Origin of the sequence: Gordonia oleivorans, assembly GCF_040044975.1 — a bacterium.
GTDB classification, from domain to species: domain Bacteria; phylum Actinomycetota; class Actinomycetes; order Mycobacteriales; family Mycobacteriaceae; genus Gordonia; species Gordonia oleivorans.
This window is the reverse complement of the sequence record NZ_JBDZDI010000009.1, coordinates 83,091-100,875: the sequence shown is the minus strand read 5'-3', so window position 1 is coordinate 100,875 and position 17,785 is coordinate 83,091. Positions and strand designations below refer to the sequence as shown.

Genomic DNA, 17,785 nt, shown 5'->3' with positions numbered 1-17,785 from the left:
AGCGGGCGACCATGGATCCATGTCGCCCGCAGAGCCGCCCACGGCTCCGGAGGGCTCGTCGGCCCCGGAGAGCTCCCCGGCCCCGAGCTCCCAGACGTCGGGATCGCCGGGACGCCGTCGTGTTCCGTCGATCTGGTACACGGCGTCGATCCCGGTGATCGTCGGACTCATCATCTTCTTCATCCCCGCCCCCGACGGCGTCGACGCGAGCGGCATGCGGATGCTGGGCATCTTCGTCGCCACCATCCTCGGCCTGATCCTGCAGCCGTTGCCCACCGGTTCGGTGGCGCTGGTGGGATTGGCCGTCGCGATGATCACCAAGACGATGTCGGCCGCCGACGCCCTCGCCGGCTTCTCCAACACCACCATCTGGCTGATCGTGGCGTCGTTCTTCATCGCCGAGGGATTCATTGTCACCGGCCTCGGTAAGCGGATCGCGCTGCTCTTCGTCCGGGCGATCGGCAGGTCGAGTCTCGGACTGGCCTACGGCATGGCGGTCACCGATCTCATCCTGGCGCCGGCGACACCGTCGAACACCGCACGAGCCGGCGGCGTGGTGTACCCGATCGTCCGGTCACTGGCCATCCTGGAGGATTCGACCCCCGAATCCGATGCCTCGCGGCGCAAGCTGGGCGCCTACCTGCTGCTGACCGCGCTGCAGGTCAACGTGATCACCTCGGCGATGTTCGTCACCGCGATGGCCGGCAACCCGCTCGCCGTCGACGCCGCCAAGGACAAGGGCATCGAGATCAGCTGGGGGCAGTGGGCACTCGCCGCGCTCGTCCCGGGTCTGGTGAGCCTGATCGTGGTGCCGTGGGTGATGAGCAAGATCTACGCGCCGACGCGGACGAAGACCCCGGAGGCCCCGGAGCTCGCGCGGAAGCAACTGCGTGAGCAGGGCGCGATGACGGTGCACGAATGGATCATGGGCGCCACCTTCGTGCTCCTGCTCGTGCTGTGGTGCCTCGGCGATCAGCTCGACGTGGACGCGACGACGACCGCCTTCGTCGGCATCGCCATCCTGCTCGTCACCGGGGTGCTCACCTGGAAGAATCTGGTGACCGACACCGGGGCATGGCAGACGCTGATCTTCTTCGGTGTGCTCGTCGCCATGGCCGACGAACTACGCAAGCTCAAGGTGATCGACTGGGTCGGCGACAAGGTGGCCGACAGCGTCGGCGGGCTGCCCTGGTTGGCGGCCTTCGCGGTGCTCACCCTCGTCTACTTCTACGTCCACTACCTGTTCGCCTCCAACACCGCGCAGATCGTGGCCATGTATGCGGTGTTCCTCGGCGCGGCCATCACCGCCGGCGCCCCACCGTTGTTCGCGGCGTTGGTGTTCGGCTTCATCGGCAACCTGTTCGGCGGTCTCGCGCACTACTCCTCCGGGCCAGCGGGAGTGATGTACGGATCGGGCTACATCAAGACCACCGAATGGTTCCGTGTCGGATTCCTGATGTCGATCGTGATCATCGTCGTCTGGACCGCGGTCGGTGCGCCGTGGATGAAACTCATCGGCGTGTGGTGAGGGACTCGGCGAGCACCGTGGCGGTCAGCGGTAGTGGTCAGTCGGCCTTGTGCCGGAACGAGAAACGCAGAGCCTCACGGTTGACGCCGGCCACCGCGTCGAGCGGGATACCGGCCGGGCACACCGTCGCGCATTCGCCGTAGGTGGAGCACGGACCGAAGTCGGCCTCCATCTGGCCGGTGATCGCCCGGGCCCGCCTGCCGCGTTCGCGTTTGCCGTAGGTGAGGGCGGCAAGGTGCAGGAGTTTGGCGCCGGTGAACAGATGCGCGGCGCCGTTCGGGCAAGCCGCCACACACGCGCCGCATCCGATGCACGCCGCATAATCCAGTGCGGTCTCACTGGTGTCGTGATCGACGAGGTGGTCATCGGCGTCGGTGGCCTGCCCGGCGTTGACGGCGACGTGGCCACCGGCCTCGATCACCCGGTCCAGCGCCGAGCGATCCACCACCAGATCGCGGATGACCGGAAAAGACTTGGCGCGCAACGGTTCCAGCTTGAGGTGGGTGATGTCACCGAAATGCCGCAGATGCTGACGGCACGACGGCGTGTTCGGGGTCGGGCCGTGTGGGCGGTCGTTGACCATCATCCCGCACGACCCGCAGACACCCTCCCGGCAGTCGGAGTCGAAGGCGATGGGTTCCCGGCCGTCGGCGACGAGGTGATCGTTGAGCCGGTCGAGGACGTCGAGCAGTGACATCTCCGGGGTGGCGTCGTCGAGGGTGTAGGTCTCGAAGGTGCCCGGGGCATCCGCGTCGGACTGGCGCCAGGCCTCGATGGTGATCTTCATCTGCGAGCCCTCACTTGTAATTGCGGGTCTGGAGCGGAACCGCGCTGAACGACAACGGTTCGGCATGACGGATGTGTGCCCCCTCCGGGGTGGTCTCCCACGCGGAGGCGAAGCAGAAGTTCTCGTCGTCGCGCATCGCCTCACCGCCGGGCGTCTGGTGATCGACACGGAAGTGAGCGCCGGCGGATTCGGCGCGGTCGAGGGCGTCGACGCACATCACCTCGGCGAGTTCGAGGAAGTCGGCGACCCGCCCGGCGCGTTCGAGCTCCTGATTGAACGCCCGCCCCGAACCGACCACCCGCACGTCGGACCAGAACTCCTCGCGCAGGGCGCGGATGTCACCGATCGCGGTGACCAGGCCGTCGACACTGCGGGCGACGCCGCAGCCGCGGTACAGGATCTCGCCGAGTCGGCGGTGAAAGCGGTCCGGGCCGGTGGTCCCGTCGACGGCAATCAGTCGGGAGATGCGGTCGCGCACCGCCTCGGCGGTCTCGAGCACCGCGTCATGGCCGAGATCGAGAGGCTCCTCGCCCAGCAGCGGCGCGAGGTAGTTCGGGACCGAGTACGGCAGGGTGAACCACCCGTCGACGCAGGCCGACAGCAACGAGTTGGCACCGAGCCGGTTGGCCCCGTGGTAACCCCAGCCGACCTCGCCGCCGACGAACAGTCCGGGGATCGACGTCATCTGATCGAAGTCCGACCACAGCCCGCCCATGGTGAAGTGTGCCGCCGGTGCGATCCGCATCGGCACCTCGTAGGGGTCCTCGCCGGTGGCGTCGCGATACATCGTGAACAGGTTGCCGTAGCGTTCGGCGATCGTCGGTTTGCCCAGTCGTGCCAGGGCGTCGGCGAAGTCGAGGTAGACGCTGTTGTGCAGGGGGCCGACGCCGTGGCCGGATTCGATCTGCTCGCGCGCGGCGCGCGAGGCCACATCACGCGGGGTGAGGTTGCCGTAGGTCGGGTACTTGCGTTCGAGGTAGTAGTCGCGTTCGGCGTCGGGGATGTCGCCCGGCGGGCGGTCGTCACCGGGCTTCTTCGGCACCCAGATCCGGCCGTCGTTGCGCAGCGACTCACTCATCAGAGTGGTCTTGGTCTGCCAGGGGGCGCTGACCGGCAGGGCCGTGGGATGGAACTGGATGAACGACGGTGAGGCCAGCAGCGCGCCGCGGCGGTGCGCGCGCCACGACGCCGTCGCATTGCAGTTGCGGGCGAGGGTCGACTGGAAATAGACGGTGCCGTAGCCGCCGGTGGCCAAGACCACCGCGTGGGCGGTTTCCGCGCCGATCTCGCCGGTCACCAGGTCGCGGGTGATGATGCCCTGGGCACGGCCGTCGACGACAATCAGGTCGAGCATCTCCTGGCGGGTGTGCAGGGTGACCGATCCGGCGCCCACCTGCCGCAGCAGTGCCTGTGATGCGGCCACCTGCAACTGCTGCCCGGTCTGGCCGCGGGTGTAGTAGGTGCGAGAGACCTGCACGCCACCGAAGCTGCGAGTGGCCAGCGCGCCCCCGTATTCGCGGGCGAAGGGCGCACCGATGGCGTTGAGGTGATCGATGACGCGCACCGATTCCTCGGCGAGCCGGAAGGCGTCGGCCTCGCGGCCGCGGAAGTCGCCGCCCTTGACGGTGTCGACGACGAAGCGGTGGATCGAATCGTTGTCGACCTTGCGGGCGCGGGCGGCGTTGATGCCGCCCTGCGCGGCGACGCTGTGGGCGCGGCGCGGGGCGTCGTGGAAGGTGAACGACGAGACGTGGTAGCCGAGTTCGCCCAATGCTGCGGCGCAGCCGGAACCGGCCAGTCCGGTGCCGACGACGATCACCCGGAACTTGCGCCGGTTCAGCGGACCGACGACGCGGTAGGCGTCTCTTCGGCGCTGCCAGGCGGTGGCCGGGTCGCCGTCGGGGGCGCCGGAACTCAGCTCGCCGCCGAGGGTGCGCAACGCGTCGAGGTCAAGAGCGGGTGCGGGTGCGGCATGGGTCATGTCAGTTCACCACTCCGGTCAGGACGGCCAGGGGGATCGTGATGTTGCCGAGCATGACGGCCGCGGCGATCAGCGCGCCCACCACCGCCCACACCTGGCGTAACCGCTTTCCGGTGCCGCCGAGGTCGTTGATCACGCTCCACAGTCCGTGCAGCAGATGCAGTCCCAGGAGCACCATCACCAGGATGTAGAACAGCGCCATCGGCCAGCGGTGGAAACTGTCGATGACGTTGTTGTAGGCGTAGGAGCGGTCACGGGTGGCGGCCTCGTATCCGTCGGAGGCGACCGGTGTGGTGCCCGTCGTCAGATCCAGGATGTGGATGACGATGAAGACCAGCAGCACGATCCCGGTGTACGGCATGATCGTCGCCGGAATCCGCTTCCAGCTCATACCCTTTCGCCGGAATCGGCCCTTGGCCTTGTGGGAGCGTCCGATCAGCATGAACGACGCACCCACGTGTGCGATCAGGCACACCAGCAGCACTGCACGGAAGATCCACAGCGCGCCCTCGTAGGGGAGCAGCGGCTCGAGCAGGGTGCGCAACCAGTGCGCGTAGTCGTCGAAGTGCTGCGCGCCTGTATAGATCTTCAGGTTGCCGATCATGTGGACCAGCACGAACAACGCGAAGACCGTGCCGGTCAGGGCCATCGTCACCTTGAGCGTGACGTTCGACGGCCGCGGCCGAGGTGCGGTCGGCATCGGGGTGACCGCACGCGGGGTGGAGACCGCGGGCGCGTCGGCGCCGGAGGCTGGTGCGCCGGACTGCGGTGGGATGAGCGTGCTCATGTCAGGCCTTCCCAGTCGGCTCGGGGGCCGGCGAGCCGGATGACGGGTCCCTACCGAGCAACGGTAGGTGGATCGGTGCCGGGTTGCCGGGCGAATCGCCGCTTCGCTCGGCCTCGCCTGCACGCGCGCCCGCGTGAGACCGTCCGGCGGGGGGAGCCATCGCCCGAGCTCAGACCCGGATTTGAATCCCGACCCGCATGTGGTGCATACTTGTCGGGTTGCCTGACGGCGGACGCAGGGATTTCTTGCGGCCTTCTGCACCTCGGTGTGCCGGCGGGTGAATGACTCCCAGGCCCGGACAACGGGGACTGGGCGTGTAACGCGTGCTCCGAATTCGGTTCACGGCCACGACACGCCCGACCGCGGGTGCCGGAGCAACCAGGCTCGTCCCAGTGACGAGTCAACGTACAACGACAGATGAACAGCGTCGATCCCCGACTCTCACGCGAGGATCTCTGTGCCCATCGGCGATGTGTGTCGCCGCCTGAGCACGCGGTGTTTGTCTGTCGAGAACAACTGACGGAAGAGGACACAGCGTGGCGGGACAGAAGATCCGCATCAGGCTCAAGGCCTACGACCACGAGGCGATCGACGCTTCGGCGCGCAAGATCGTGGAGACCGTGACCCGTACGGGTGCACGTGTCGTCGGCCCGGTGCCGTTGCCCACCGAGAAGAACGTGTACTGCGTCATCCGTTCGCCGCACAAGTACAAGGACAGCCGCGAACACTTCGAGATGCGTACCCACAAGCGACTCATCGACATCCTCGACCCGACGCCGAAGACGGTCGACGCGCTGATGCGCATCGACCTGCCGGCCAGCGTCGACGTCAACATCCAGTAGGCGGGGGGCGAAGAGAATCATGAGCAATCAATCTGCGACCAAGGGCATTTTGGGCACCAAGCTCGGCATGACCCAGGTCTTCGACGAAAACAACCGTGTCGTTCCGGTCACCGTCATCGCGGCGGGCCCGAACGTCATCACCCAGCTGCGTACCGCGGACCGTGACGGCTACACCGCCGTCCAGCTCGCCTACGGCGCCATCGATCCCCGCAAGGTCAACAAGCCGGTCGCCGGTCAGTATGCGAAGGCCGGGGTCACCCCGCGCCGTCACCTGGCCGAGATCCGTGTTGCCGACGTCAGCGAACTCGAGATCGGTCAGGAACTGACCGCCGAGATCTTCGCCGATGGTGCGCTGGTGGATGTCACCGGCACCTCCAAGGGCAAGGGCTTCGCCGGCGCCATGAAGCGTCACGGCTTCTCCGGTCTGGGTGCCAGCCACGGCGCTCACCGCGTGCACCGCGCACCGGGCTCGATCGGTGGCTGTGCCACCCCGGGCCGCGTGTTCAAGGGCATGCGGATGGCCGGACGCATGGGTAACGACAAGGTGACCACGCAGAACCTCACCGTCCACAAGGTGGACGCCGAGGCCGGCCTGCTGCTGATCAAGGGAGCGATCCCGGGTCGCAAGGGCGGCGTCGTGGTGGTTCGCGATGCAGTGAAGGGTGGTTCCAAGTGAGCACCGCAACCAAGCTGACGCTCGACGTCAAGGCGGCCGACGGTTCGACCAACGGCACCGTCGACCTGCCCGCCGAGCTGTTCGACGCACCGGCCAACATCTCGTTGCTGCACCAGGTCGTGGTGGCCCAGCAGGCCGCCGCGCGTCAGGGCACGCACGCCACCAAGACCCGCGGCGACGTCCGCGGTGGTGGGGCCAAGCCGTACCGGCAGAAGGGCACCGGTCGCGCCCGTCAGGGTTCGACCCGCGCACCGCAGTTCGCCGGCGGTGGCACCGTGCACGGTCCGCAGCCGCGTGACTACAGCCAGCGCACCCCCAAGAAGATGAAGGCGGCCGCCCTGCGCGGCGCGCTGAGCGATCGTGCTCGCAACGAGCGCATCCACGTGATCACCGAACTGGTTGCCGGTCAGGTCCCTTCGACCAAGACCGCCCGCCAGTTCCTGGAGAGCCTGACCGACCGTCGCAAGTTCCTGGTCGTGCTGGGCCGCGAGGATCTGACCGCGTGGAAGAGCGTGGCGAACCTGGGCAACGTTCTGCCGATCGCCGCCGATCAGCTCAACACCTACGACGTCCTCGACGCCGACGATGTGGTGTTCAGCGTGGAGACGCTCAACGCGTTCATCGCCGCAAACACCAAGACCAACGCAGAGGAGGCGTGAGCATGGCTACCCAGGCCAACCCGCGCGACATCATCCTGGCGCCGGTGATCTCGGAGAAGTCCTACGGGCTCATGGAGGAGAACGTGTACACCTTCCTGGTGCACCCGGACTCCAACAAGACGCAGATCAAGATCGCCATCGAGGCGATCTTCGACGTGAGTGTCGACAGCGTCAACACCGCGAACCGGCAGGGCAAGCGTAAGCGGACCCGCTACGGCTTCGGCCAGCGCCGCTCGACCAAGCGTGCCTTCGTGACGCTGACGGCCGACAGCAAGCCCATCGAGATCTTCGGAGGCTCGGTCAGCTGACCGGGACTCTTGGAATAGAGGGACTTTCACATGGCTATTCGTAAGTACAAGCCGACGACCCCGGGTCGCCGCGGATCGAGTGGCTCGGATTTCGCCGAGATCACCCGCGACCACCCGGAGAAGTCGCTGGTGCGTCCGCTGCACGGCCGCGGTGGCCGTAACGCGCACGGTCGCATCACCACCCGTCACAAGGGCGGCGGTCACAAGCGCGCCTACCGTCTGATCGACTTCCGTCGCAACGACAAGGACGGCGTCAACGCCAAGGTCGCACACATCGAGTACGACCCCAACCGCACCGCGCGGATCGCGTTGCTGCACTACGTCGATGGCGAGAAGCGCTACATCATCGCGCCCAAGGGTCTGTCCCAGGGCGACGTGGTGGAGAGCGGTCCGACCGCCGACATCAAGCCCGGCAACAACCTGCCGCTGCGCAACATCCCGACCGGTACCCAGGTGCACGCCGTGGAGCTGCGTCCGGGTGGCGGCGCCAAGATGGCCCGCAGCGCCGGTGCCTCGATCCAGTTGCTCGGCAAGGAAGGCGCCTACGCCACCCTGCGTATGCCCTCCGGTGAGATCCGTCGCGTCGACGTGCGCTGCCGCGCCACCGTCGGCGAGGTGGGCAATGCCGAGCAGAGCAACATCAACTGGGGCAAGGCCGGCCGTATGCGCTGGAAGGGCAAGCGCCCGACCGTCCGCGGTGTCGTGATGAACCCGGTCGACCACCCGCACGGTGGCGGCGAGGGCAAGACCTCCGGTGGTCGCCACCCGGTCAGCCCGTGGGGTCAGCCGGAAGGCCGTACCCGTAAGAACAAGGCCAGCGACAAGCTCATCGTCCGTCGCCGGCGCACCGGTAAGAACAAGCGATAAGAAACAGGAGGAGGTAGAAGAATGCCACGCAGCCTCAAGAAGGGCCCGTTCGTCGACGACCACCTTCTGAAGAAGGTCGATGTTCAGAACGAGAAGGGCACCAAGCAGGTCATCAAGACCTGGTCGCGTCGTTCGACCATCATCCCGGACTTCATCGGTCACACCTTCGCCGTCCACGACGGTCGCAAGCACGTGCCGGTGTTCATCTCGGACAACATGGTCGGGCACAAGCTGGGTGAGTTCGCGCCCACCCGCACCTTCAAGGGTCACATCAAGGATGACCGGAAAGCGAAGCGCCGGTAATGACCACTCAGACCGATAACCCCACGGCACAGGCGACCGCGAAGTTCGTTCGCGTGACGCCGATGAAAGCGCGTCGCGTGATCGACCTGATCCGCGGCAAGAACGTCGACGAGGCACTCGACATCCTGCGGTTCGCCCCGCAGTCGGCTTCCGAGCCGGTGTACAAGGTCCTCGCCAGCGCCGTCGCCAACGCGGAGAACAACCAGGATCTGGATCGCCGGAGCCTGGTCGTCGCCACCGCGTTCGCCGACGAAGGCCCCACGATGAAGCGGTTCCAGCCGCGTGCGCAGGGTCGTGCGTTCCGTATCCGCAAGCGCACCAGCCACATCACCGTGGTCGTGGAGAGCTTGCCGGAGAAGGCCGGAGCGTCGCGCGGCCGTTCGCGTCAGCCGAAGAAGAAGGGAGCCTAGTAGTGGGCCAGAAAATCAACCCGCACGGCTTCCGTCTGGGCATCACCACCGACTGGAACAGCCGTTGGTATGCCGACAAGCAGTACGCGGACTACGTGAAAGAGGATGTCGCCATCCGCAAGCTCCTCTCGCAGGGGCTGGAGCGGGCCGGCATCGCCAAGGTGGAGATCGAGCGCACCCGTGACCGGGTCCGCGTCGACATCCACACCGCCCGCCCGGGCATCGTCATCGGTCGCCGCGGCGCCGAGGCCGATCGCATCCGCGGCGAGCTGGAGAAGCTGACCGGCAAGCAGGTGCAGCTGAACATCCTCGAGGTGAAGAACCCTGAGTCCGAGGCCCAGCTGGTGGCCCAGGGTGTCGCCGAGCAGCTGAGCAACCGTGTGGCGTTCCGCCGCGCGATGCGCAAGGCGATCCAGTCGGCGATGCGTCAGCCGAACGTCAAGGGCATCCGGGTGCAGTGCTCGGGTCGCCTGGGCGGCGCAGAGATGAGCCGTAGCGAGTTCTACCGCGAAGGTCGTGTGCCGCTGCACACCCTGCGCGCCGACATCGACTACGGCCTGCACGAGGCCAAGACCACCTTCGGCCGGATCGGCGTGAAGGTGTGGATCTACAAGGGCGACATCGTCGGTGGACGTCGCGAGCTGTCCGCAGCCGCACCGGCCGCCGAGGACCGTCGTCCGCGCCGCCCCAGTCGTCCCCGCCGCAGCGGTGCCTCGGGCACCACCGCCACGAGCACCGACGCAGGTCGCGCTGCCGAGGCACCTGCGGAGGCAACGGCCGGTGCCGGCGCCGAGAAGCAGGAGGGCTAGGCAATGTTGATCCCACGTCGGGTCAAGCACCGCAAGCAGCACCACCCGAGCCTGAAGGGTCAGGCCAAGGGCGGCACCAAGGTGACGTTCGGTGATTTCGGCATCCAGGCCATGGAGAGCGCCTACATCACCAACCGTCAGATCGAGTCCGCTCGTATCGCCATCAACCGGCACATCAAGCGTGGCGGCAAGGTCTGGATCAACATCTTCCCGGACCGTCCGCTCACCAAGAAGCCGGCCGAAACCCGCATGGGTTCGGGTAAGGGTTCGCCCGAATGGTGGGTCGCCCCGGTCAAGCCGGGTCGCGTGCTGTTCGAGATGACCTACCCGGACGAGCAGACCGCTCGCGAGGCACTGCGCCGCGCGCAGCACAAGCTGCCGATCAAGACCCGAATCGTGACCAGAGAGGAGAAGTTCTGATGGGACTCGGAGTTGCCGCAGCCGAGCTGCGTGACCTCAGTGACACCGATCTGGTCGACCGCTTGAAAGAGTCGAAGGAAGAGCTCTTCAACCTTCGGTTCCAGATGGCCACCGGTCAGCTCGACAACAACCGTCGCCTGCGTACCGTGCGTCGCGAGATCGCGCGCATCTACACGGTGATGCGTGAGCGCGAGCTGGGACTGGCGTCGGGACCGGAAGGCGATGACGCATGAGTGAGGACCAGAAGGTGACCGAAACCAACGAGACGACCCGGGCGCGCCGCAAGGAGCGCATCGGTTACGTCGTCAGCGACAAGATGCAGAAGACCATCGTGGTCGAGCTGGAAGATCGTACGCGGCATCCGCTGTACGGAAAGATCATCCGGACCACCAAGAAGGTCAAGGCCCACGACGAGAAGGGCGATGCCGGCATCGGCGACCGCGTGCGGATCATGGAGACCCGCCCGCTGTCGGCGACCAAGCACTGGCGTCTCGTCGAGGTGATGGAGAAGGCCAAGTAAGGCTTCTCCCAACGAGATTCATATCGAAGCGACCCGCTTCCGGCATTGTCCGGACGCGGGTCGCTTTGTTGCCGGCGACGAGGGTTCCGCGGAACGCTCCAATCGCCGCAGCGCTCACCGCAGACAGAGATCCATCCGCTGTCGGCGACCAAACGGTGCCTTGATCCGCGCATGACGGATGCGACCGTGCCCGTGCTGTGCCTGCCGGTACTGGTGTGGGCGGCTGTTGACGTGGCCCGATGTGACCGGGCCACTGCAGTTCGTGGTCGCGGGCTGCGCGCTGGGCAACCCGCACTGGCACATTCTGCCGATCAACGTAGATACGTCCGTGGTGCGGGCCGAGGGCATCACGCTGCGTGAGGCCGTGCAGGAACCGCTGCTCGGTGTCGGGAGCGGCATCGTGTGTTCGGTGCCACCCTGATCCCGATCGTCCCTCCCGTCATCGAGATCGGCGACATCGGCTGAGGGCGGCCTATGCGGCGCCGGCGCTCACCGTCCTCCGGATGCTCCCGGCGGCGCTCGCGCTGCTCGGCACTCGACTTTCGATGCGCGACGTGGCGCTCCTCCGCGCCGCATGACCGATCGCGCGCAAGGGATTTGTGACGTCCCCGCATCAGATCGTGCCGAATCCGCCGAGGACGCAACCGCCTCGCCTGCGGTTCGTGATCAACGGGATTGACTTGTCCGGTGAGCGCTGACGCCGAGTTGAGTTCCCTGGCCGCCTCCGCGGATCGGTTGCGTGCGCTGGCCGCCGCATCCGAGTGGGGTGAGCGGTCGATCGCGCCGCTGGCCGAGGCGGCCGAGGAGATGATCACGGCCGCGAAGGCCGACGCCAACGGCGTCGGAGCGGCCGGCGCATCCGGGTACTGGGCCGGGCGGGCCCGTCGGCTCCTCGATGACGAGACGCCTCCGCCGGCCGCGTCGTCGGGTCCCACGGCCGCCGCGGACACCGTGATCGCCGTATCCGTCGCGCAGGCCGCACTGGCTCAGGCGGCACTCGTGGCGGCACACTCAACTCGGTCGGGCGACACCGACGAGGACGAGGGTCGTGAACTGATCGGCGGAATGCGTGACGCGTCGTCGCAGGTGCGGCGGCAGACGATCGGCGAACTCGGTCACGTGTTCGCCGACCGTCCGCACAAGATCTTGATCCGCCTCGCGATCACCCTGGGCGTGTCCATCGCGATCGTGGTGATCTATCGGGTCACCGGGCTCAGCGAGAAATACGACTCCTACAGCGCGTTGGCGTTGTTCCTGCTGTCGGCGGTCGTCGGCAGCAGCGTCTGCACCAATGCGCTGTGCGTCGACTCTCTCCGGGTGCGCGACGAGATCGAGGGCGGAGATCCGTTGTGGCGCATTCTGATCGGTAAGAATCTCGCCATGCTGGCGGTCACGCTGATCGTCGGTTCGATCGTCATCGGGGTGCTGTACCGGGTGGACGACGACGCCGGGGTGGGATCGATGTTCGATCAGCTGCTGACGATGACCTTCATCTGGCTGGGCGTCGGCAATGTGCTGTCGGTGGTGTATCCGCTGCGCGCCGAACCGCTGACGGCGCGGATCAAGGACGACACCTGGAAGGCCTACCTGCAGGGATTCGCGGTGTCCTATGTCGTGGGTCTCGCGGTGAACCTGATGATATACTGGCGTCTGTGGGCCAAGGACGCGGCCTCGGACAACCTGGCCGGTGGGCAATGGGGCGCCTTGGCTGCCGTGCTGGCCAGTTCGGTCGGGGTGTGGGTGCTGCTGAGCGTGCTCGCCGTGGTGTGCGCGGAGTATCCGCCGATCCGTCGGGCGTTGTCGCGGGAGATGGCGGGACGGGGGTGATGACGCGGAATTGGGCTCACACGGTGTCGGCGATGGCCGCGATCACGATGGCGATGTTCCAGAGCAGGCCGATGCCACCGAGTACCACGCCGGAGATCGCCACCCCACGAAACCGTGCCGACGGCGGAAGGTCCGGTCGGGCATTGGACATGCCGATGCTCTTGAGACCCAGGTAGATCGCGAGGCCGGCCGTCACGAATCCCGGGACGATCAGGCACACCGCGAAAAACGACACCAGACCACACACCAGCGCCCAGGTGGCGTAGTTCTTGATCTTGGGATCGGCCGGTGCGAATCCGGCGATGCCGGGCGCGGACGGATAGCCGGGAGGATAGGGGGCCGCCGCCGGGTGCGGAACGACATTCGGCGTCGCCGAGTAGGGCGCGGGTGTCACACCGGGCGACACCGGCGGCAGCGGGGAGTGTTCGGGCTGCTGTGGTGGCGCGTAGCCGGTGTGTGCGCCCGACGATGTGGACTGCGAACCGGGGTTCTTGGCGAGATTCGGGGCGGCTTGCGCGCCCGGAGCCGGGGCAGGCGGCGTGTATGCGGGCGGTGCCACGGTGGGCGGCGCCGCGTTCGCCGCCAGCGCGGCACGTAGATCGGCGGCGAAGTCCGAGCACGACGCGTAACGCCGGTCGGGCTGCTTGTCCATCGCACGTGCGAGTACCTGATCGACGCGGGACGGCAGGTCGGGGCGTCGGGCGGTGACCGGCGGAGGTGGCGTCGACAACTGCGACCGGATCAGGGCCGGTGCACTGCTGCTCTCGAAAGGTGTTGCACCACTGAGGAGTTGGTAGGTGGTGCAGGCGAGGGAGTACTGATCGGCGCGGCCGTCGAGGGTGTCGCCGGCGAGTTGTTCGGGAGACGAGTAGGCGAACGAGCCGACCGTGAGGTTGGTGGCGGTCAGCCGGGTGTTGTCGAAGATCGGGCGGGCGATGCCGAAGTCGGCGAGCAGGACGCGGCGTCGTCGCGACGGCCCCGACGGATCGCTGAGCAGGATGTTGGCGGGTTTGACGTCGCGGTGCAGCAGATTGCGTGCGTGGGCGTGGTCGAGGGCGTCGGCCACCGCCTCGGTGATCTGCTCGACATCGGCGACGGCCAGGCCCCGCGGATGGGGGGCGAGCAGTTCGGCGGCATCGGTGCCCTCGATGTAGCGCATGGTGATCCACAGCTGGCCGTCGAACTCGCCGCGATCGTAGACGTCGACGATGTTGGGGTGATCGAGCGAGGCCGCGAGATCGGCCTCGCGGGTGAAGCGGCGGCGGAACGACTCGTCGGCCGAGAGGTCCGCCGGGAGAACCTTCAGCGCGTCGCTGCGCGGTAGTCGCGGATGCTGCACGAGGTACACCTCACCCATGCCGCCCGCACCCAGCTTCCGGACGACCCGGTACCCGGCGAATTCCTGTCCCACGACCAAAGCCACGGCGCCAGTCTAGCGAGGTCGACCGACAGTCCGGACGAACCCGACATCCGTGCAGGCCGGCCCGAAACGCGACTCGGCCCGTCCGACGCGAGCGTCGGACGGGCCGGTGATCGGTTGCGGTGCCACGCCCGGAGAGGTGGCCGGCGGGTCTTCCCAACCGTCGCGGTGAGCGGTCGTCCACCCCCGCCCACAGACCCACTGTAAGTCACCGGTGAGTCCGACGACAGGGACTTTGGACCCGATTTGATCAGTTGATCTGAGTCTGGAGCCAGGCCAGGGTGTCCGGGGTGACCGGGCGCGTGACGTCATCGAACTCGTGATTCTTCTTCAAGAAGGCGGCGACCAGGGGGCAGACACCCACGATGACCTTGTCCTGCGCCCGGGTATCGGCCAGCGCCGCGGTGATCAGGATGGTCGCCAGGCCTCGGCCACCGAACTCCTCGGCGACCTCGGTGTGGAAGAAGATGCGCTCGAGGGCGCCGTCGTGCTCGCGTTCGCGATACACCGTGAAGCCTGCGACCTGTCCGTCGACGGCGATCTGGTAACGGTCGTGGTCGGGGACGTGGGTGACGGTGGCGTCGGCGCCGGTTTTGTCGAGGGGCATGTGCTCGAGGGTAGGCGATCGGCGTCATCTGGTTTTGTCCGTTGATTCCGCGACGCGGCGGTCCATTTTTGATCACTTGATCCAACAATGACAGTTGTTGTGATGGGCGGGGCGGATCGATCGACCAATTTCTTAAATAGAAATTGATCTTTAGCATATGAAACTGATCAATCGATCAGGGAATGGAATCCGCTATTGCTTTGTCGATCGTTTGATCAAGAAATGCGGTGGAGGGTATTTTCGCCGACGGGGCGGGATATGGGACGGATTTCCATGACTCGGCGGCACAGAAAACCCTCAGGTTCCTTTCAGGGAATCCGAAGGATGGTGGGGGTGAGATGGAATCCGGAATTGCGGTTGATGCATTCATTGTCGGCGCTGAGCGATTCCGTCTGAGATTGTCGGTGCTTCCGGATCATCGGTCGCAGTAGCGTCCGGCCGGGCACCGCCACGACATGCCACCAACACGCGCGCAGCGATACCGTTCTCGGTATGGCAACGCTGACGGTCGTCGTGCCCGCCTACAACGAGGAGGCGACGATCGGTGCATGCCTCGATCACCTTCTCGAGCAGACCCGTCCCGTGGACGAGATCATCGTGGTCGACAACGCGTCCTCGGATCAGACCCGACAGATCGTCGAGGGCTATCGCGCCAGATTCCCGCAGGTGCGACTCATCGGCGAGCCACGCCCCGGTGTTGCCTACGCCCGACGTACCGGCTACGACGCGGCGACGGGTGAGATCATCGCGCGAACCGACGGCGACACCTTGGTGGGGCCCACATGGGCGGAGGGGATCGTCGAGGTGCTCGGTTCCGACGACGCCCGCGGTGGCGTTCGGGTCGACGGGGTCACCGGCCCGGCGTCGTACTGGGGAGGCGGACGGGCAACGCAGTGGTACGAGCGGCTGATGCTGCGCGGGACACTGATGCGCGAAGGTGGTTACGTGCCGTCGATGGTGGGGTTCAACTGTGCCATCCGGGCACGGTGTTGGCCGCAACTCCGTGACGGGCTCTCCTACCGACCGGATATCTGGGACGACGCCGATCTGAGCCTCGAGATGCGGGCGCGAGGCATGCGCGTGTTCTTCCACCCTGCGGTGAACGTGAGGACATCGCTGCGCCAGGTGCGCCACTCGCCATGGGCGAATCGCAAGTACATGCTGGGCGGCGTGCGCACGGCGTCGGCACGGCGCGATCGTCGGATGCTGGCGATGATGATCATCGAGTTCCCCTTCCGGGTTGTCTTCACGTCCTTCCTGTGGCTGCTGTTCCGGCCGTGGGACGAACAGAAGCAGAACTGGCGTCCGTATCGGCTGGTCACGCCGCTGGCCCGGGAACGATCACTGATCACCGAAGGTCGGGACGAGTAGCGATCACGCGCGTGTCCGGTACGGGCTCAGCGTGAGGTTGCGGCCTTGCGGTAACCGCGCAACGCCGGATACGTGCAGATCGCCAGTGCGGCGACCGTCCAGGCGACCACGGTGAGGAAGTCCGATGTGATCGGACCGCCGGAGGCGAACGATCGCATGACCTCGATGGCCGGGGTCATCGGCTGGTGCGCGACGATGGGCTGCAACCAGGTCGGATAGGCGTCGACGGGACTGAATCCGGAGTTGAAGAACATCAGCACGCTTGAGAGCAGCGACAGCATCGGCACGAGTGGCGCACTCGGGCGGACATTGACCGCGATGGCCAGCACCATCATCGAGTAGGCCATGCCGAACATCAGTGAGACGGCGAGAATGCCGAGCACGGCCACAGGTCCCTGGGTGAAGCGAAACCCGATGCCCAGCCCTGCGATCAGTAACAGGAAGGTGGTCAGCAGGATCCGGACCGCCTCGCACAGCAGACGCGAGGTGAGATCGGCGGCGCGGTGGATCGGGAGCACATACAGCCGACCGAGCAGACCGGTACCACGCTCCTGGTTCAGGCGAACCCCGCTGGCGAGTGAGCCGAACATCGCACTCACCAGGATGACCAACGGCACCGTGCCGAAGGCACTGTTCTGGCCGGTGGCGCTGCCGATGGTGTCGCCGAGAACGACCTTGAACATCACCATGGTCAGGGCCGGGACGAACAGGATCTGCACCACCGTCGCGCGGTCTCGGATCAGGACCGACAGCTGTCGATGAGTGAGCACGAGACTTTGGACCGCCCACGCCGTGAGTGATCGTTCGGAGTCTGCCGCCCCGGAGACCGGTGACGGGGCCGCAGCGCTCACATGGGCATCGGTGGCGGTCATCGATTGGCCTTCCGCAGGCCGACGAACATGAGTGCGCACGCCAGAACCAGCAGGCCGAGCGACCACCAGAGCGTCGGCAGCAACGTCTCCGCGGACGCGGTGCCCTCGTTGAGCGTGCGCATCGCCGTGGCGAACTGGGAGATCGGTTGGTTGCGGACGAACGGTTGTATCCACTCGGGAAACTGCGATTCGGGCACGAATCCGGTCGACAGCATGCCGAGGATCAGGATGGGGAGGGTGAGAGCCTGACTTGTCGATTCCGGGGTGCTGGCGATCAGGCCGATCGCATCGGCGATGAGGGCGACGATGACGCCCACCACAAAAGCGACCGTATACAGGCCCAACGTGCCCAGTACACCCCCATCGGGCCGCCAGCCGATCACGGCGCAGGCGATGGTGGCGCAGACCAGGGAGATCACGAGCAGCACGGCATTGGTGCCGAGACGGGCCAGCATCGGGATCGCCGTCGGCATCGGCAGAGTGCGAAAGCGTGTGCTGATGCCCTTGGCGCCATCGAGGGATGAGCGCATGGCCGCCGCCGATGCCATGAAGCCCACCGATTGCAGCATGATGATGGGCATCAGGAACTGCGCGTAGTCCATTCCGGGCGCCGAATCCATGATGGACCGCAGTGGCAGGTAGAAGCAGACGGCGAGGAACACCGGGGAGATCAGTGCGAAGAGCACCTCGCCGGTGCGGACCATCCCGAACACGCCGCGTACCGTCAGTGCCCACCACTGGCCGGCAACGCTGATGCGTGCCGGGCCGGCGACCACGGTTGGCGAGGGCAC

General features: G+C 66.6%; 22 protein-coding genes. 15 read left to right on the top strand and 7 right to left on the bottom strand.

The genetic code is table 11. The features are described from left to right. Positions 1–19: 19 nt before the first annotated feature. A complete protein-coding gene (locus ABLE92_RS14900) occupies positions 20–1,528 on the top strand; it encodes an anion permease (RefSeq protein WP_348805565.1) in 1,509 nt (502 codons plus the stop codon). Between the two features lie 37 nt (positions 1,529–1,565). Here ABLE92_RS14900 and ABLE92_RS14895 read toward each other — a convergent pair whose 3' ends face one another. The 3 genes from ABLE92_RS14895 to ABLE92_RS14885 are packed head-to-tail and all read right to left on the bottom strand — an operon-like array spanning position 1,566 to position 5,083. Next, entirely contained in the window at positions 1,566–2,315 is a 750-nt protein-coding gene (locus ABLE92_RS14895) for a succinate dehydrogenase/fumarate reductase iron-sulfur subunit (RefSeq protein WP_348805564.1), read from the bottom strand. Between the two features lie 10 nt (positions 2,316–2,325). Further along, entirely contained in the window at positions 2,326–4,296 is a 1,971-nt protein-coding gene (locus ABLE92_RS14890; protein ID WP_348805563.1) for a fumarate reductase/succinate dehydrogenase flavoprotein subunit, read from the bottom strand. Position 4,297: 1 nt separating this feature from the next. Next, positions 4,298–5,083, bottom strand: a complete 786-nt coding sequence (locus tag ABLE92_RS14885; protein WP_348805562.1) for a succinate dehydrogenase cytochrome b subunit — start codon at positions 5,081–5,083, stop codon at positions 4,298–4,300. Between the two features lie 536 nt (positions 5,084–5,619). Here ABLE92_RS14885 and rpsJ point away from each other — a divergent pair. The 13 genes from rpsJ to ABLE92_RS14820 all read left to right on the top strand — a co-directional run bounded on the left by rpsJ (position 5,620) and on the right by ABLE92_RS14820 (position 12,724). Next, positions 5,620–5,925, top strand: coding sequence for a 30S ribosomal protein S10 (gene rpsJ / locus ABLE92_RS14880; protein ID WP_003938093.1), 306 nt, complete (start codon positions 5,620–5,622; stop codon positions 5,923–5,925). A 19-nt stretch (positions 5,926–5,944) separates the two neighbouring features. Then, entirely contained in the window at positions 5,945–6,601 is a 657-nt protein-coding gene (rplC, locus tag ABLE92_RS14875) for a 50S ribosomal protein L3 (protein WP_348805561.1), read from the top strand. Continuing rightward, complete coding sequence (gene rplD, locus ABLE92_RS14870; RefSeq protein ID WP_348805560.1) at positions 6,598–7,260, top strand: 50S ribosomal protein L4; 663 nt, start codon at positions 6,598–6,600, stop codon at positions 7,258–7,260. The genes rplC and rplD overlap by 4 nt, the downstream gene beginning before the upstream one ends. Before the next feature lie 2 nt (positions 7,261–7,262). Next, positions 7,263–7,568, top strand: coding sequence for a 50S ribosomal protein L23 (gene rplW, locus ABLE92_RS14865; RefSeq protein WP_348805559.1), 306 nt, complete (start codon positions 7,263–7,265; stop codon positions 7,566–7,568). 30 nt (positions 7,569–7,598) lie between these two features. Then, complete coding sequence (rplB, locus tag ABLE92_RS14860) at positions 7,599–8,435, top strand: 50S ribosomal protein L2 (protein WP_348805558.1); 837 nt, start codon at positions 7,599–7,601, stop codon at positions 8,433–8,435. A gap of 21 nt (positions 8,436–8,456) precedes the next feature. Further along, positions 8,457–8,738: a 30S ribosomal protein S19 gene (gene rpsS, locus ABLE92_RS14855; protein ID WP_348805557.1), complete on the top strand. Its 282-nt coding sequence runs from the start codon at positions 8,457–8,459 to the stop codon at positions 8,736–8,738. Next, on the top strand, positions 8,738–9,148 hold the full coding sequence (rplV, locus tag ABLE92_RS14850; RefSeq protein ID WP_348805556.1) for a 50S ribosomal protein L22: 411 nt from the start codon (positions 8,738–8,740) through the stop codon (positions 9,146–9,148). The genes rpsS and rplV overlap by 1 nt, the downstream gene beginning before the upstream one ends. A 2-nt stretch (positions 9,149–9,150) precedes the next feature. Continuing rightward, a complete protein-coding gene (gene rpsC, locus ABLE92_RS14845) occupies positions 9,151–9,957 on the top strand; it encodes a 30S ribosomal protein S3 (RefSeq protein ID WP_348805555.1) in 807 nt (268 codons plus the stop codon). Between the two features lie 3 nt (positions 9,958–9,960). Further along, complete coding sequence (gene rplP / locus ABLE92_RS14840) at positions 9,961–10,377, top strand: 50S ribosomal protein L16 (RefSeq protein ID WP_348805554.1); 417 nt, start codon at positions 9,961–9,963, stop codon at positions 10,375–10,377. Next, a complete protein-coding gene (rpmC, locus tag ABLE92_RS14835; protein WP_094600886.1) occupies positions 10,377–10,610 on the top strand; it encodes a 50S ribosomal protein L29 in 234 nt (77 codons plus the stop codon). The genes rplP and rpmC overlap by 1 nt, the downstream gene beginning before the upstream one ends. Continuing rightward, positions 10,607–10,897: a 30S ribosomal protein S17 gene (gene rpsQ, locus ABLE92_RS14830; RefSeq protein ID WP_348805553.1), complete on the top strand. Its 291-nt coding sequence runs from the start codon at positions 10,607–10,609 to the stop codon at positions 10,895–10,897. Before rpmC ends, rpsQ begins: the two co-directional genes overlap by 4 nt. 241 nt (positions 10,898–11,138) lie before the next feature. Then, complete coding sequence (locus ABLE92_RS14825) at positions 11,139–11,318, top strand: hypothetical protein (protein WP_348805552.1); 180 nt, start codon at positions 11,139–11,141, stop codon at positions 11,316–11,318. A gap of 266 nt (positions 11,319–11,584) precedes the next feature. Next, entirely contained in the window at positions 11,585–12,724 is a 1,140-nt protein-coding gene (locus ABLE92_RS14820; RefSeq protein ID WP_348805551.1) for an ABC transporter permease, read from the top strand. 16 nt (positions 12,725–12,740) lie between these two features. Here ABLE92_RS14820 and ABLE92_RS14815 read toward each other — a convergent pair whose 3' ends face one another. Together ABLE92_RS14815 and ABLE92_RS14810 are read right to left on the bottom strand one after the other, a co-directional pair. Continuing rightward, positions 12,741–14,147 carry a protein kinase domain-containing protein gene (locus tag ABLE92_RS14815; protein WP_348805550.1) on the bottom strand — a complete coding sequence of 469 codons (1,407 nt, stop codon included), beginning with the start codon at positions 14,145–14,147 and terminating at the stop codon, positions 12,741–12,743. A gap of 247 nt (positions 14,148–14,394) precedes the next feature. Continuing rightward, positions 14,395–14,751, bottom strand: coding sequence for a GNAT family N-acetyltransferase (locus ABLE92_RS14810; RefSeq protein WP_348805549.1), 357 nt, complete (start codon positions 14,749–14,751; stop codon positions 14,395–14,397). 492 nt (positions 14,752–15,243) lie between these two features. On the opposite strand from ABLE92_RS14810, the gene ABLE92_RS14805 reads away from it, so the two are divergent. Next, a complete protein-coding gene (locus ABLE92_RS14805; protein WP_348805548.1) occupies positions 15,244–16,122 on the top strand; it encodes a glycosyltransferase family 2 protein in 879 nt (292 codons plus the stop codon). Between the two features lie 26 nt (positions 16,123–16,148). On the opposite strand, the gene ABLE92_RS14800 is transcribed toward ABLE92_RS14805, so the two are convergent. Together ABLE92_RS14800 and ABLE92_RS14795 are read right to left on the bottom strand one after the other, a co-directional pair. Further along, positions 16,149–16,994 (bottom strand): ABC transporter permease, encoded by an 846-nt coding sequence (locus ABLE92_RS14800; protein ID WP_348805547.1) that lies wholly within the window; start codon positions 16,992–16,994, stop codon positions 16,149–16,151. Further along, a complete protein-coding gene (locus tag ABLE92_RS14795) occupies positions 16,991–17,785 on the bottom strand; it encodes an ABC transporter permease (protein ID WP_348805546.1) in 795 nt (264 codons plus the stop codon). Before ABLE92_RS14795 ends, ABLE92_RS14800 begins: the two co-directional genes overlap by 4 nt.